This is a genomic window from Nocardia exalbida NBRC 100660 (genome assembly GCF_000308575.1).
Classification (GTDB): Bacteria; Actinomycetota; Actinomycetes; order Mycobacteriales; family Mycobacteriaceae; genus Nocardia; species Nocardia exalbida.
The window spans coordinates 17,416-31,341 of sequence record NZ_BAFZ01000084.1 but is presented as its reverse complement, the minus strand read 5'-3'; the positions used below and the strand labels follow the sequence as shown (position 1 = coordinate 31,341).

Genomic DNA, 13,926 nt, shown 5'->3' with positions numbered 1-13,926 from the left:
GAACCCGCCGAGGCCGCCGCGCCGGGGTTGCCCGCGTCGCCGGTCAGCACCAGCATCTGATCGGGCGCGGCGAAGTCGATCGCGCCGTGATTCCCGGTGGTGCCCTTCGGGATCCCGGTGAGAACGTCCTTGGGGGAGCCGCCTTCGGCGATGCGGACCACCCGGTTGTCGCTGCCGGTGGTGATGTAGGCGTACATCAGGCCGTCTTCGTGGTAGGTGGGCGACAGCGCGATGTCGCTCAGGCCGCCGTCGCCGGAGCCGTCCACGTCCAGCTTGGCGATCTCGACCGGCGGCTGCTCCGGAGCCACCTTCATGATCCGCCCGGTCCTGCGCTCGGCCACCAGCGCGCCGTCGGCGAGCGTGACCAGGCCGCCGGTGGTGTCCAGGCAGGTGGCGACCACCGCCGGGTCCGGATCGATGCACGGGCCGCTCGGCCGGGTGGTCGAGGTGGGCGACTGGCTCGGTTTCTTCGGGTCGATGTTGGCTCCGTGCAGGGTCGGCTCCGGGGTGAACGGACTGGACGCCGAATCGTCGAACCGGGCGCACCCGACCAGCAGGACGGAGCCGAGCGCCAAGCTCGCCGCGACGCGGCCCACGACAACCAAACTCATAGCTCAGACGTTACGGAAATACCGTTGCCCGCGCCCCCCCCGGGTGCGTGTTGCGCGCACACTGACACGCCGTGCGGTACTTGCCCGCCGTGGCGCGGTGCGGCATAGGGTATTGGCCGTGACCGACAAGCCGAAAGACACGCCGGAATCCAAGGCCGGGGAGGCCACTGCCGCTACGGCCGAGCAGTCGGCGGTGTCGTCCACCGGTCGAGGGGTGACCAGCCCGTACGACTCGCCGACCGAGCAATTCGCGCGGGTGGATGAGGCCCAGCGTCCGCAGATGTCCAAGGACGTCCCGCGCACCGATGACGAACTCGGGCTCGACCCGGAGGTGCCGACCACCGCCGAGAGCAAAGCCGCCGGGGGCAAGGGGTCCACCTACGAGTACGCCAGCATCCCGCCCGCCCCCACTCCGCCGAACGACACCGGCCGCCTGCGCAGGCGCACCGGTGAGACCAGGCGCGGCACACTCGATCTCGGTTTGTTGCTGTTGCGCTGGGTGGTCGGCGGCACCTTCCTCTACCACGGTCTGCAGAAGCTCACCGGTTGGTTCCACGGCCCCGGCCTGGACGGCACCCGCGACATGATGGAGCGCGGCGGCTGGGATCACCCGAGCGTGTCCGCCATGCTGGTCACGGCGGGCGAGGTGGGCGGCGGCGCGCTGCTGATCCTCGGGCTGGCCACCCCGCTGGCCGCGGGCGCGGTGCTCGCGGTGATCCTCGACGCCTGGGCCTGGAAGCAGGGGATGGCCCCGGGGTTCCAATACAAAGCCGGGCCGGGCGCTGTGGAGTTGGAAAGCATCCTCGCCGGCGCCGCCGCCGCGATCATCCTGACCGGTCCGGGCCGCTTGTCCTTCGACCGCAACCGGGGTTGGGCCGTTCGCCCCGCCGCAGGGTCCTTCGTCGTCCTTCTCCTCGCGGTGGCGGCCGCGGTCGGCGCCTACTGGTACCTGCACGGCGGTAACCCGCTCACCGGCATCGGCCCCTTCGACTGAGTCCGGACGAACGAAGGCCCCTTCGCCCCGCAATGGGACGAAGGGGCCTTCGCGTTCGGTCGGCCGCGAGACGCGGGAGCTACGGCACGTGCCGCACGGCGCCCTTGTCCGCCGAGGTGGCCATGGCGGCGTAGGCGCGCAGCGCGGTCGTCACCGGACGATCGCGGTTGACCGGCTGCCACGGCCGTTCGGAGGCTTCCATCTTCGCGCGGCGCTCGGCGAGGACGGCGTCGTCGACGAGGACCTCGAGCGTGCGGGTGGCCACGTCGATGCGGATCTGGTCGCCGTTCTCCACCAGGCCGATGACACCGCCGCTGGCCGCCTCGGGCGAGATGTGCCCGATCGACAGGCCCGAGGTGCCGCCGGAGAACCGGCCGTCGGTGATCAGCGCGCACTGCTTGCCGAGCCCGGAACCCTTCAGGAACGCGGTCGGGTGCAGCATTTCCTGCATGCCCGGGCCGCCCGCGGGGCCTTCGTAGCGGACCACGATCACGTCGCCGGGCTTGATCTTCTTGCCGAGGATGACCGACACGGCCTCCTCCTGCGAGTCCACCACCACCGCTGGCCCCTGGAAGGTGAACAGTTCCTCATCGATGCCCGCGGTCTTGAGCACCGCGCCGTCGGGCGCGATGTTGCCGCGCAGCACGACGAGGCCGCCTTCGGTGGTGTAGGCGTGCTCGAGGTCGCGGATGCAGCCGCCCTCGGCGTCGGTGTCCAGCGACGACCAGCGGTTGTCGGTGGAGAACGGCTCGGTGGTGCGCACCCCGCCCGGCGCGGCGTGGAAGAGTTCGAGGGCTTCCTGGGAAGCCTTGCCGGAACGGATGTCCCAGGTGTCGAGCCACTCGTCGAAGCTCGCGGTGTGCACGGTGGTGACGTCGGTCTCCAGCAGCCCCGCGCGGCGCAATTCGCCGAGGATGGCGGGGATTCCGCCCGCGCGGTGCACGTCCTCCATGTGATAGTCGGAGTTCGGCGACACCTTCGACAGGGTGGGCACCCGGCGGCTGGTCTCCTCGATGGTGTGCAGATCGAAGTCGATCTCACCTTCCTGCGCGGCGGCCAGGGTGTGCAGCACCGTGTTGGTCGAGCCGCCCATCGCGACGTCCAGCGCCATCGCGTTGCGGAAAGCCTTGGCGTTGGCGACGTTGCGCGGCAGCACCGACGCGTCGTCCTCGCGGTACCAGCGGTTGGCGATGTCGACCACGACGGTGCCGGCCCGCTCGAACAGCGCCCGGCGCGCGGCATGCGTGGCGAGGGTGGAGCCGTTGCCGGGCAGCGCGAGACCGAGCGCCTCGGTGAGGCAGTTCATCGAGTTCGCGGTGAACATGCCCGAGCACGAGCCGCAGGTCGGGCACGCCGACCGCTCCACCTCCGACAGCCCCTCCTCCGACACCGCCTGGTTCGCGCTCGCGGAGATCGCCGTGATCAGGTCGGTGGGCGCCTGGGCGACGCCGTCGACGACCACCGCCTTGCCCGCCTCCATCGGCCCGCCGGAGACGAACACCGCCGGAATGTTCAGCCGCATGGCCGCATTGAGCATGCCCGGGGTGATCTTGTCGCAGTTGGAGATGCAGACCAGCGCGTCGGCGGTGTGCGCGTTCACCATGTACTCGACGGAGTCGGCGATGATCTCGCGCGAGGGCAGCGAGTAGAGCATGCCCCCGTGGCCCATGGCGATGCCGTCGTCGACGGCGATGGTGTGGAATTCGCGCGGCACGCCGCCTGCGGAGCGCACCGCGTCGGCCACGATGTCGCCGACGTTCTTCAGGTGCACGTGCCCGGGCACGAACTGGGTGTAGGAGTTCGCGATGGCGACGATCGGCTTGCCGAAGTCGGTGTCGGTCATGCCGGTGGCGCGCCAGAGTGCGCGTGCGCCCGCGGCATTGCGGCCGATGGTCGTGGTTCGTGAACGAAGCGGTGGCATGTGGATGGTCCTCGGGTCGCGGGGGCTGACGTGCGACGGCGCAGAGCCTGCTCGGCGGTCCACCACGTTACTCCCGGTGGGCGTGTCCACCGGTCGGTGGTGCGCCGGGCGCGGCGGCCATGGCTGTCAGCCGGATCGGGTTTGTCGCTGTGCGTGGTGTCGCAGGCGACGACGGGTCGCCGGAGGTGCCGGACCGTCGAGGGGTGGGGACGAGAAGGAGGATCACTGCTCCGGAGAAATCATCCCATCACTCGGCCGCAACAACCTAACCGCGGTGGATGTTCCGCGCATTGCTCGAGCCGGTCGGGGACACGACCGACTTCTAGCGCGTGTCTTCGCCGGTGGCGTCCTCGCCGGACTTCGCGACCCCGTCGGTCGGCGCGCTGTCCTCGCCGCTCGGGTTCGCGTCGTGCCCGCTCGTTTCGGTAGGGGACTCTTTGGTGGCGGGCTCCGCGAACGGGTCCGGAATCCGTCCGCCGGAGAACGCCGCCAGATCGCGCAGCCGGTCGTAGCCCACCGCGGGCAACTTCACCTCGGTGCCATCGGTCAGGTCGGCGCGCACGTATCCGCGCTTGGGGATCCGCACGCCCTTCACCTGCGCCCAGTCGAGATGGCGCGAACCGAACAGCGTCCGCAGCTCCAGCCCCGCGTCCGAGACGGCGGTCTGCGTGCGCAGCACCCACGCCAGCACCGCGACCGGGATGAGCAGCAGCCACCACAGTCCCGCGGGCCAGCCGACGAACGGGAAGAACACGCACATCAGCAGGATGAACACGCCCAGGAAGGCCAGCCGTGGGATGCGGATCACACGGGCGTCGGAGGCGCTACCCGTATCCGTCTCCGCCGCGGGCGTGTGGGACGATTCAGAAGGTGGCACGGACTGATGCGGTGATGACACACCACCATCCTCGCATCCTGGTGAACGGACACAAGCAACCGCACTGTCCCACATAATGGGACGCACGGGGTCATCTGTTTGACTCTTCGGTTCACACCCGCTTAACGTCGTGCGCGTGAATCGAAACGAGTTGCTCGTACTCGGCCGGCGCGTCCAGCGTTGAGCCTGACACACTGAGTCGAATACGTCAGCTCGCGTTGCGACGCGCCACCCTCGATCAGCCCTGTGCTGTCGGGGGCTTTTTTATGTTCGGACTAACCTCCAGCATGGCGAAGCGCAAGACACCGCTGGCACAAAAATCCGGGGTCAGAACGACAACCAGTAAGGAACGAAGACGGTGAGCGCACCTACCGCACGGCCCGGGCCTTCCGCCCGTAGGCCAGCGCCTTCGGCGAATCAGCAGGCCACGCCCGCTGCCAACGCGATCTCCGCGGCCAACCGCCGTCCGGTCCCGCCCGAGCGGGTCACCGGCGCGCAGTCGGTCGTCCGGTCGCTCGAGGAGCTGGGCGTCGACACCGTATTCGGCATTCCGGGTGGCGCGATTCTCCCGGTGTACGACCCGCTGTTCGATTCCACCAAGGTGCGCCACGTCCTGGTCCGGCACGAGCAGGGCGCGGGTCACGCGGCCACCGGTTACGCGCAGGCCACCGGCAAGGTCGGTGTGTGTATGGCCACATCCGGCCCCGGCGCCACCAACCTGGTGACCCCGATCGCCGACGCGCAGATGGACTCGGTCCCGATCGTGGCCATCACCGGCCAGGTCGGCCGGAGCCTGATCGGCACCGACGCGTTCCAGGAAGCCGACATCTCCGGCATCACCATGCCGATCACCAAGCACAACTTCCTGATCACCGACGGCATCGACATCCCGCGCATCATCGCCGAGGCGTTCTACCTCGCCGCGTCCGGCCGCCCGGGCGCCGTGCTCGTCGACATCCCCAAGGACGTGTTGCAGGCGCAGACCACCTTCAGCTGGCCGCCGGAGATGCGGCTGCCCGGCTACCGTCCGGTCACCAAGCCGCACGGCAAGCAGGTGCGCGAGGCCGCGCGGATGATCATGGAGGCCAAGGCCCCCGTGCTCTACGTCGGCGGCGGTGTGATCAAGGCCGACGCCTCGGCCGAGCTGCTGCAACTGGCCGAGCTGACCGGCATCCCCGTGGTCACCACGCTGATGGCGCGCGGCGCGTTCCCCGACAGCCACACACTGAACATGGGCATGCCCGGCATGCACGGCACCGTGGGCGCCGTCGCCGCGTTGCAGCGCTCGGACCTGCTGATCACCCTCGGCGCGCGGTTCGACGACCGCGTCACCGGCCAGCTGGACTCCTTCGCGCCGGGCGCCAAGGTCATCCACGCCGACATCGACCCGGCCGAGATCGGCAAGAACCGGCACGCCGACGTCCCGATCGTGGGTGACTGCCGCGAGGTGATCATCGAGCTCATCGAGACGCTGAAGGCGGATCCCGCCGCGGGGGACGCTCTGCCGCTGGCGCTGAGCGACTGGTGGACCTACCTCAACGGCGTGCGCGACTCCTACCCGCTGGGCTGGACCCCGCCCGCCGACGGGTCGCTGTCGCCGGAGTTCGTCATCGAGGCGCTCGGCCGTCTGGCCGGACCCGACGCGATCTACTGCGCGGGCGTCGGCCAGCACCAGATGTGGGCCGCTCAGTTCATCAAGTACGAGAAGCCGCGCACCTGGCTGAACTCCGGTGGCCTCGGCACCATGGGCTACGCCGTCCCGGCGGCCATGGGCGCCAAGATGGGCGCGCCGGACAAAGAGGTGTGGGCGGTCGACGGTGACGGCTGCTTCCAGATGACCAACCAGGAGCTGGCCACCTGCGCCGTCGAGGGCGTCCCGATCAAGGTCGCGCTGATCAACAACGGCAACCTCGGCATGGTGCGCCAGTGGCAGACGCTCTTCTACCAGGAGCGCTACTCCAACACCGACCTGGGCACGCACTCGCTGCGCATCCCCGACTTCGTGAAGCTCGCCGAAGCCCTCGGCTGCCACGGCATCCGGGTGGAGCGCGAGGAGGACGTGGAGGCCGCCATCCGCGAGGCGCAGTCCATCACCGACCGCCCCGTGGTGATCGACTTCATCGTCGGCAAGGACGCCCAGGTGTGGCCGATGGTCGCGGCGGGCACCAGCAACGACGAGATCATGGCCGCGCGCGGCATCCGTCCGCTGTTCGACGAGGACGAGCAGGCCGCCGAGCCGGCGGTCATCCACGCGGCGATGTCGCAGGAACAGAACAGGGTGAACAACGGATGAGTACCACGCATACCCTCAGCGTTCTCGTCGAGGACAAACCGGGCGTGCTGGCCAGGGTCGCGGCGCTGTTCTCCCGCCGCGGCTTCAATATCGAATCCCTGGCGGTCGGCGGCACCGAACTGCCCGAGATCTCGCGCATGACCATCGTGGTCACCGTCGAGGACCTGCCGCTCGAGCAGGTCACCAAGCAGCTCAACAAGCTGGTGAACGTCATCAAGATCGTGGAGCAGGACTCCGACAGCTCGGTGGCCCGCGAACTGATCCTGGTGAAGGTGCGCGCCGACGCCAGTGTGCGGACCCAGGTGATCGAGGCGGTCGGGCTGTTCCGCGCGAAGGTCATCGACGTGTCGCCGGACGCGCTCACCGTCGAGGCGACCGGAACCCGGTCCAAGCTCGACGCGCTGCTGCGGATGCTCGAACCGTATGGCATCCGGGAGATCGTGCAGTCCGGTGTCGTCGCGGTGGGACGTGGACCGAAGTCCATCACCGCCACTCGATGAGGTAGCGAGCGGCACACCGATGGGGCCGACCGGCCGACGGCGGCCACGCGCTAGTCTTTCTGCGATCGACGGTTGGCGTGCCGCCCTCCCCGCCTACGCGGGAATGATCCCCTCCCGCTGCTGCGGGGGTTGATCCGATCCAGAACAACGAAAATCAACACCGGCGCAAGCACGGTGTGCCCCGCCTCGCGCGGGGATGATCCCGGAAGGAACCACAGTGGCAGTCGAGATGTTCTACGACGACGATGCCGACCTGTCGATCATCCAGGGCCGCAAGGTCGCTGTCATCGGCTACGGCAGCCAGGGTCACGCGCACTCGCTGAGCCTGCGCGACTCGGGCGTCGAGGTCCGCGTCGGTCTGGCCGAGGGGTCGAAGTCGCGCCCGAAGGCCGAAGAGGCGGGCCTGACCGTCGGCACGCCCGCGGAGGTCTCGGAGTGGGCGGACCTCATCATGGTGCTGGCGCCGGACACCGCGCAGGCGTCGATCTTCGCAGGCGACATCGAGCCGAACCTGAAGGACGGCGACGCGCTGTTCTTCGGCCACGGCCTCAACATCCACTTCGGCCTGATCAAGCCGCCCGCCAACGTCACCATCGGCATGGTGGCGCCGAAGGGCCCCGGTCACCTGGTGCGTCGTCAGTTCGTCGACGGCAAGGGCGTTCCCGCTCTGATCGCGATCGACCAGGACCCGACGGGCGAGGGCCAGGCGCTGGCGCTGTCCTACGCCAAGGGCATCGGCGGCACCCGCGCGGGCGTCATCAAGACCACCTTCAAGGAAGAGACCGAGACCGACCTGTTCGGTGAGCAGGCCGTGCTGTGCGGTGGCACCGAGGAACTGGTCAAGACCGGTTTCGAGGTCATGGTCGAGGCCGGTTACGCGCCGGAGATGGCCTACTTCGAGGTGCTGCACGAGCTGAAGCTGATCGTCGACCTGATGTACGAGGGCGGCATCGCGCGGATGAACTACTCGGTCTCCGACACCGCCGAGTTCGGTGGCTACCTGTCGGGCCCGCGGGTCATCGACGCCGACACCAAGAAGCGCATGCAGGACATCCTCAAGGACATCCAGGACGGCAGCTTCGTCAAGCGTCTGGTCGCCAACGTCGAGGGCGGCAACAAGGAGCTCGAGGCGCTGCGCAAGCAGAACGCCGAGCACCCCATCGAGGTCACCGGCGCCAAGCTGCGCGGCCTGATGAGCTGGGTCGATCGTCCGATCACCGAGACCGCCTGATACATCTGTTGATTCACACGGGTGGCCCGCTCCGGATTCCGGAGCGGGCCACCCGCGTCTTCGCAGCTTCCTAACTGCTGCCGAACATGCCCGGCCCGAACCCTTGTCCGTAACCCTGCCCGTAGGGGCCGCCGTATTGGTCGTAGCCCCAACCGAATAGCGGGTTGTTGTTGCAACTCCAGTTCTGGAACGGACCGAAGTCGCACCGGTGGTCATAGGGGTCGTACCGGACCTGAGCGACCCCGGGTGTACTCGGGGTAGCCGAGGCAGGCATCGCCATAGCGGTCAAAGGGATCGCGGCGATCGCACCGGCGACGGCTACGCGGGCCAGGGTGCGGCGTGCGCTGATTGTGGAGAACAACGTAAATCCTTTCACTCTTCGGTGAGCGTCTTCGCCCACCATCCCCCGGTTGCGGGTCTGCCCACGGCCTACCCCCGCAGACAGATCTTGGATCTACGGCCACTGCTTCACGGTCGCGCTTACCGACGAGGCAGCGACTGCACGACTTCACTCTTGCGCACTTACCGCGAAAGGTCACGGGGGTTGCCTCCCCTGCGGGGGAAATCGAACCGCGGCATTAGGGGCACCCCCCATGTGCGTTGCTCATTGGTCGCCGAAGACTATTCGCGGGTCGGCCGATGTGGTCGTTTCGCAGGGCTGGTGATTCGTTACTCGCTCGTACCGATATCGGGGCCTAAGGTTCTCCCGGACAACGAGGTCAGTAGCCGAAGATTCTCTGACCGAACGGATGGTGAGCCTTGCCCAACCCGACCGATATCGACCCTCGCGCGACCGTCTCGCACCCGGCCTCGGCCGGTCGGCGTCCCGAGGCGATCCACCGCTTTCTCGTTCAACCCGCCGACGCAGGCATCGTGGGGTCGGTCGACGGCGGCAAGCTGCTCGAGTGGATCGACAAGGTCGCCTACGCGGCGGCGGCCCAGTGGAGCGGCCGCTACTGCGTCACCGCCTACGTCGGGAACATCCATCTCGACCGGCCCATCGCGGTCGGTGAGCTGGTCGAATTGCATGCCAATCTTGTCCACACCGGCCGCACCAGCATGCACATCCTCGTCACGGTCTATTCGACCGATCCGACCCGGGTGAAGCCGGTGCAGTCGGCGCAATGCCTGACGATCTTCGTCGCGGTGGACGACGATCGGCGCACCGTCGAAGTCCCGCAATGGAATCCGACAACGCTGCTCGAATCGCAGCGGCACCGGCAGGCCCGCGCCCGCGTTTCGGTGCGCAAGCACATCGAGGAGGCGATGGCCGCGCAGCGCTACACCTCCGCGGGCACCGCGCCGAGCGCCACGCTGCGTTTCCTCGCCGCGCCTTCGGACATCAACTGGGGCGGCAAGGTTCACGGTGGCCGGACCATGCGGTGGATCGACGAGGCCGCGTACGTGTGCGGCGCGGACTGGGCCGGGCAGCGCGTCCTCACCTCCTACTTCGGCGGGATCCGCTTCTATCGGCCGATCGTGATCGGCCACGTCGTCGAGGTCACCGCGCGACTGATCCACACCGGCCCGCGCAGCATGCACGTCAGCGTGCACGTCACCTCCACCGACACCCATTCCGACGAACCCGCGCTGGCGGCGCACGGCCTCGCCGTGGTCGTCGCCATCGACGACGACGGAAAGGCGCGAGCCGTGCGGCAGTGGGAGCCGGTCTCCGAGGAGGATCGGGCGCTCGACGCGCACGCCCGGCACCTGATCGAGTTGCGATCGCTGGTCGAACCGTTCACCACGGCCGGCGCCGTGCCGTCCGACGCCGAGCCCAGTCATTTCCGGATTCCGACACCGAGCTGACCCCGGCTAGACTAGTTACCGATGAGTAAGTTCTTCGCGTCGGTGGACGAGGTGACCTTGCGCCTCACCGAGGCCGGGTACCTCCCGTCCCTCGATATCGCCACCGCCGTGTTCCTCGCGGGCCAGCTCGGCAAGCCCCTGCTGGTCGAGGGGCCGGCGGGCGTCGGCAAGACCGAGCTGGCCAAGGCCGTCGCCACCGCGACCACCTCCGACCTGGTGCGCTTGCAGTGCTACGAGGGCATCGACGAGGCCCGCGCCCTCTACGAGTGGAATCACGCCAAGCAACTGCTCCGCATCACCGCCACGGACGACGAAGGCTGGGACAGCACCCGCGACCACGTCTTCACCGAAGAGTTCCTCCTCGCCCGCCCGTTGCTGGCCGCCATCCGCAACCCGCGTCCCACGGTGCTGCTCATCGACGAACTCGACAAGGCCGACGTCGAGCTGGAAGGGCTGCTGCTGGAGGTGCTCGGCGACTACCAGGTCAGCATCCCCGAACTCGGCACCGTCACCGCGGTGCGCAAACCGTTCGTGATCGTGACGTCCAACGCCCACCGTGAGCTGTCCGAGGCGCTCAAGCGCCGCTGCCTCTACCTGCACATCGATTACCCGACGGCGGAACTGGAGCGGGCGATCGTGCGGATGAAGGTTCCGGAGCTGGACGAGGCGCTGGGGGAGCCGGTGGTCCGCGTGGTCGGCGCACTGCGGCAGCTTTCGTTGCGCAAGGCTCCGTCGATCTCCGAGACCGTCGATTGGGCGAAGACGCTGGTCGCCCTCGGTGCGCGCAACCTGAGTGGGAACGTTGTCCGTTCGACGCTCGGCGTGCTCTTGAAGTACCAGTCCGACCATCGCCTTGCGATCGAGCGGCTCGGACTCGATATGGATGCGGACCGAGGAGGGCGGTGAGATGAAGTTCGGGCTCTGTCACGTCGTTTCTGCGCCGGTCGACGTCGTATCTCGTGTGCCGGGCGTCTTCGCACACGTTGCGGTAGGAATCGGTGCCGGGTGTTCGAGCCTCGAACGGAGATCGCCCGGTGACGGTGTGCTTCCTGCCGGGCTGGCCCGGCATGCGCCCACCGATCGCCTCGGCGTCGCGAAGCATCCATCAGCAGGCACCGTTAGGCCTGCGCACCTTCGCAGACAACGTCTCTGGCAGCCACCGTTCGACTCCCATCCGGGCCGGTCATCGTGCCGGCTGCGAGGCAGGACTGCCGGAGTCGGACATGAGCATCGTTGAAGGGCGCGCCGGTGAGACGGCCCGTCGATCTTCCGAACCGCTGACGGATCGGCTCGTCGAATTCGTCGGCCTGCTTCGCGATCACGGCATCAACGCGGGGCCGAGCGAGACCATTGATGCGGCTGAGGCCATGGTCGCCCTCGGGCTCGACGATCGCAATCGCCTGCGCTCCGGCATGGCCGCCTGCCTGCTGCGGCGCAATGGCCAACGCGCCGTGTTCGATCAACTCTTCGACCTCTATTTCTTGACCGCTCGCCAGCCGCAGCCCGTTGATCCGTCGACGCCCGAATCCGTCGAATCCCTGCGTGATCGCCTCGTCACCGCACTGGCACAGGACGATTCGGAGTCGCTCACCGAGCTGGCCCGCCGAGCGCTGACCGAACTCGGCGCCTACGGCGGCGCGGGAACCGGGCAGCCCTCCGCGCCGGTCACCACCGCGTCCGGCGCTGGCTGGTCCTCCTACCTGACCATGAAAGCCCTACGCCCGGAAGAACTCATCGATCGCATCGTCGCGGGCATGAACGGCTCCTCCCAACTCGACGCCACCGTTCACACCATCGAAGCCAACCGCCGCCTCGCCGCATTCCGCACCGCCGTCCAAACCGAGGCCCGGCTGCGCTCGGCGCAACTGCGCGGCACCGAGTACATCGCCCGCCGCGGCGTCGAATCCAGCACCGACCAGATCGATTTCCTCGGCGCCCGCGAACAAGACCTCGCCGAAATGCGCCGCCTCGTCCACCCTTTGGCCCGCAAACTCGCCACCCGCCTGGCCGTCCGCCGCCGCAAAGCCGTGCGCGGCCGAATCGATCTGCGCCGCACCCTGCGCCGCTCGATGTCCACCGGCGGCGTCCCCATCGACCCGGTCCTGCGCGCCCGCAAACACGGCCGCCCCGACCTGGTCGTCCTCGCCGACATCTCCGGCTCGGTCACCGGCTTCGCCGAATTCACGTTGCAGCTGATCCAGGCCCTGCAAGACCAGTTCAGCAGGGTCCGCAGCTTCGGCTTCATCGACACCTGCGACGAGATCACCCACTTCTTCACCCCCGGCGAACCACCGACCCCCGGCACCGCCGCCCGAATCATCCGCTCCACCAAAGTCGCCCGCTTCGGCAGCTCCAACTACGGCGAAGCGTTCCAAGGATTCCTCGACAACTACGCCGACGCTCTCGGGCCGCGCACATCCGTACTCATCCTGGGGGACGGGCGAACCAACCGCACGGACCCGAATCTCGCTGCGGTGCAAACCATTGTCGACCGCGCGAAACACACCTACTGGCTGAATCCGGAACCCTCGCGGTCCTGGTCGACGGGGGATTCCGCCGCCCACGTGTATGCGGACTGTGTGACGATGCACGAGTGCCGGAACGTGAAGCAGCTGGCCGAGGTCATCGCGCGGCTGCTGCCGGCGTGACTCGGCCGCCGGATGGTGCCTTATCGGGATGCCCGCTCACTGCCCGCCGGGCGCAACTTGTGGACTACGGCGGCCGTCGCGGTGGCGATGACGTCATCGACCCAGTCCGGAATGGGCGCCGCGCCCGCGATGTACTCGCGAACGAGCCCGTAGGGAATAGCCTTGACGGCAGCCACCGCGATCGCCATGCGATGCTCGTCGGCTTCGCCGAACTCCGTCGCGACGGCGGCGCGTAGCGCGTCGTTCATGCGGTCGTTGACCGTGGCGATGTCGGCGCGCAACTCGGCAGAGCCCACCTCGAGCAGTTCCTCACGCCGGAACATCTTCATCGCACGAGCTTCGGTGGGATGTGCGCGGCAGTATCGCGGCAGGTGCATCGCGGCGGCGAGCAGCGGGTCGGCTCCCGACAGCGCGGCGACGAATCCGGTGTGGAAGCGCTGGATCGAGCGCAGCCACAGTCGTGCGAGCAACTCTTCGCGAGAGGCGAAGCGCACGTAGATCGATCCGGTGTGGACGCCGGAGGCAGCGCTGATCGCGGCGATGGTCGGCCTGGTCGTCGCCGGATCGGCGAGCAAGTCGCGCGCGGCATCCAGGATCTGGTCATCGGTGAATCGCCGGGGTCTTGCCATGGGGGAGAGCTTAGGGCAATGTTTAGGAATATGGATTCAAAAACTCCGTTCCCGGTGACGGGCAGTCTGCTCGCGTTCATCGGATCGGCGCATACCGCACTCGGCGTCGTCATCTGGGCGACCGGCCGAGAGCAAACCGAACTCGCCTTCTGGTTCACCGCGTTCGGAGTCGCCGCCGTCTGCTTCGGTATCGCCGTGATCGAGACGGAGCGATCGCGCGGCCACGTTCCAGCGCCGATCCTCGCCGCGATCGCCGTGCTCACCGCGTTCGGCATCGCATTCGAGCCGCTGTCCGGGTTTCTCACCGTTCTGGTGCCGCTGGCGATCGGCCTCCGCGGATGGATACGCCATCGCCGCATCGCCGCGGTTCCGGCAGGGTAAGTTCGGTCCCGCGCACCGGAGGCGAGCCGACT

At 68.3% G+C, this 13,926-nt stretch carries 13 protein-coding genes; 8 read left to right on the top strand and 5 right to left on the bottom strand.

Translation table 11 applies throughout. The features are described from left to right. A partial coding sequence (locus ON29_RS20390; RefSeq protein ID WP_040868503.1) for a PQQ-dependent sugar dehydrogenase occupies positions 1-611 on the bottom strand: 611 nt, incomplete at its 3' end. A 118-nt stretch (positions 612-729) separates the two neighbouring features. On the opposite strand from ON29_RS20390, the gene ON29_RS20385 reads away from it, so the two are divergent. Then, positions 730-1,605 carry a DoxX family protein gene (locus tag ON29_RS20385; RefSeq protein ID WP_051175411.1) on the top strand — a complete coding sequence of 292 codons (876 nt, stop codon included), beginning with the start codon at positions 730-732 and terminating at the stop codon, positions 1,603-1,605. Positions 1,606-1,684: 79 nt separating this feature from the next. On the opposite strand, the gene ilvD is transcribed toward ON29_RS20385, so the two are convergent. Both ilvD and ON29_RS20375 read right to left on the bottom strand, forming a co-directional pair. Beyond that, a complete protein-coding gene (gene ilvD / locus ON29_RS20380; RefSeq protein ID WP_040868501.1) occupies positions 1,685-3,526 on the bottom strand; it encodes a dihydroxy-acid dehydratase in 1,842 nt (613 codons plus the stop codon). Positions 3,527-3,848: 322 nt separating this feature from the next. Then, positions 3,849-4,424, bottom strand: coding sequence for a PH domain-containing protein (locus ON29_RS20375; protein WP_040868499.1), 576 nt, complete (start codon positions 4,422-4,424; stop codon positions 3,849-3,851). A 337-nt stretch (positions 4,425-4,761) separates the two neighbouring features. Here ON29_RS20375 and ON29_RS20370 point away from each other — a divergent pair, with 337 nt between their 5' ends. The 3 genes from ON29_RS20370 (at position 4,762) to ilvC (ending at position 8,427) form a co-directional block, all read left to right on the top strand. Further along, a complete protein-coding gene (locus ON29_RS20370; RefSeq protein ID WP_040868497.1) occupies positions 4,762-6,696 on the top strand; it encodes an acetolactate synthase large subunit in 1,935 nt (644 codons plus the stop codon). Then, the gene (gene ilvN / locus ON29_RS20365) at positions 6,693-7,196 is read left to right on the top strand and encodes an acetolactate synthase small subunit (protein ID WP_039799659.1); all 504 of its coding nucleotides are present in this window, start codon (positions 6,693-6,695) and stop codon (positions 7,194-7,196) included. The genes ON29_RS20370 and ilvN overlap by 4 nt, the downstream gene beginning before the upstream one ends. 229 nt (positions 7,197-7,425) lie before the next feature. Further along, positions 7,426-8,427, top strand: coding sequence for a ketol-acid reductoisomerase (gene ilvC / locus ON29_RS20360; RefSeq protein WP_174371847.1), 1,002 nt, complete (start codon positions 7,426-7,428; stop codon positions 8,425-8,427). A gap of 70 nt (positions 8,428-8,497) precedes the next feature. Here the strand turns inward: ilvC and ON29_RS35985 are convergent, their stop codons facing one another. Next, positions 8,498-8,788, bottom strand: coding sequence for a hypothetical protein (locus ON29_RS35985; RefSeq protein ID WP_157172840.1), 291 nt, complete (start codon positions 8,786-8,788; stop codon positions 8,498-8,500). 398 nt (positions 8,789-9,186) lie between these two features. On the opposite strand from ON29_RS35985, the gene ON29_RS20355 reads away from it, so the two are divergent. From ON29_RS20355 to ON29_RS20345, 3 genes are all read left to right on the top strand, one after another. Further along, the gene (locus ON29_RS20355) at positions 9,187-10,236 is read left to right on the top strand and encodes an acyl-CoA thioesterase (RefSeq protein ID WP_063825353.1); all 1,050 of its coding nucleotides are present in this window, start codon (positions 9,187-9,189) and stop codon (positions 10,234-10,236) included. Between the two features lie 21 nt (positions 10,237-10,257). Next, entirely contained in the window at positions 10,258-11,142 is an 885-nt protein-coding gene (locus ON29_RS20350; RefSeq protein ID WP_040868495.1) for an AAA family ATPase, read from the top strand. Positions 11,143-11,459: 317 nt separating this feature from the next. Then, the gene (locus ON29_RS20345; protein WP_051175409.1) at positions 11,460-12,884 is read left to right on the top strand and encodes a vWA domain-containing protein; all 1,425 of its coding nucleotides are present in this window, start codon (positions 11,460-11,462) and stop codon (positions 12,882-12,884) included. Positions 12,885-12,904: 20 nt separating this feature from the next. Here ON29_RS20345 and ON29_RS20340 read toward each other — a convergent pair whose 3' ends face one another. Further along, positions 12,905-13,513, bottom strand: a complete 609-nt coding sequence (locus ON29_RS20340; RefSeq protein WP_040868493.1) for a TetR/AcrR family transcriptional regulator — start codon at positions 13,511-13,513, stop codon at positions 12,905-12,907. Positions 13,514-13,543: 30 nt separating this feature from the next. On the opposite strand from ON29_RS20340, the gene ON29_RS20335 reads away from it, so the two are divergent. After that, the gene (locus ON29_RS20335; RefSeq protein ID WP_245549037.1) at positions 13,544-13,894 is read left to right on the top strand and encodes a DUF6463 family protein; all 351 of its coding nucleotides are present in this window, start codon (positions 13,544-13,546) and stop codon (positions 13,892-13,894) included. Positions 13,895-13,926 lie beyond the last annotated feature (32 nt).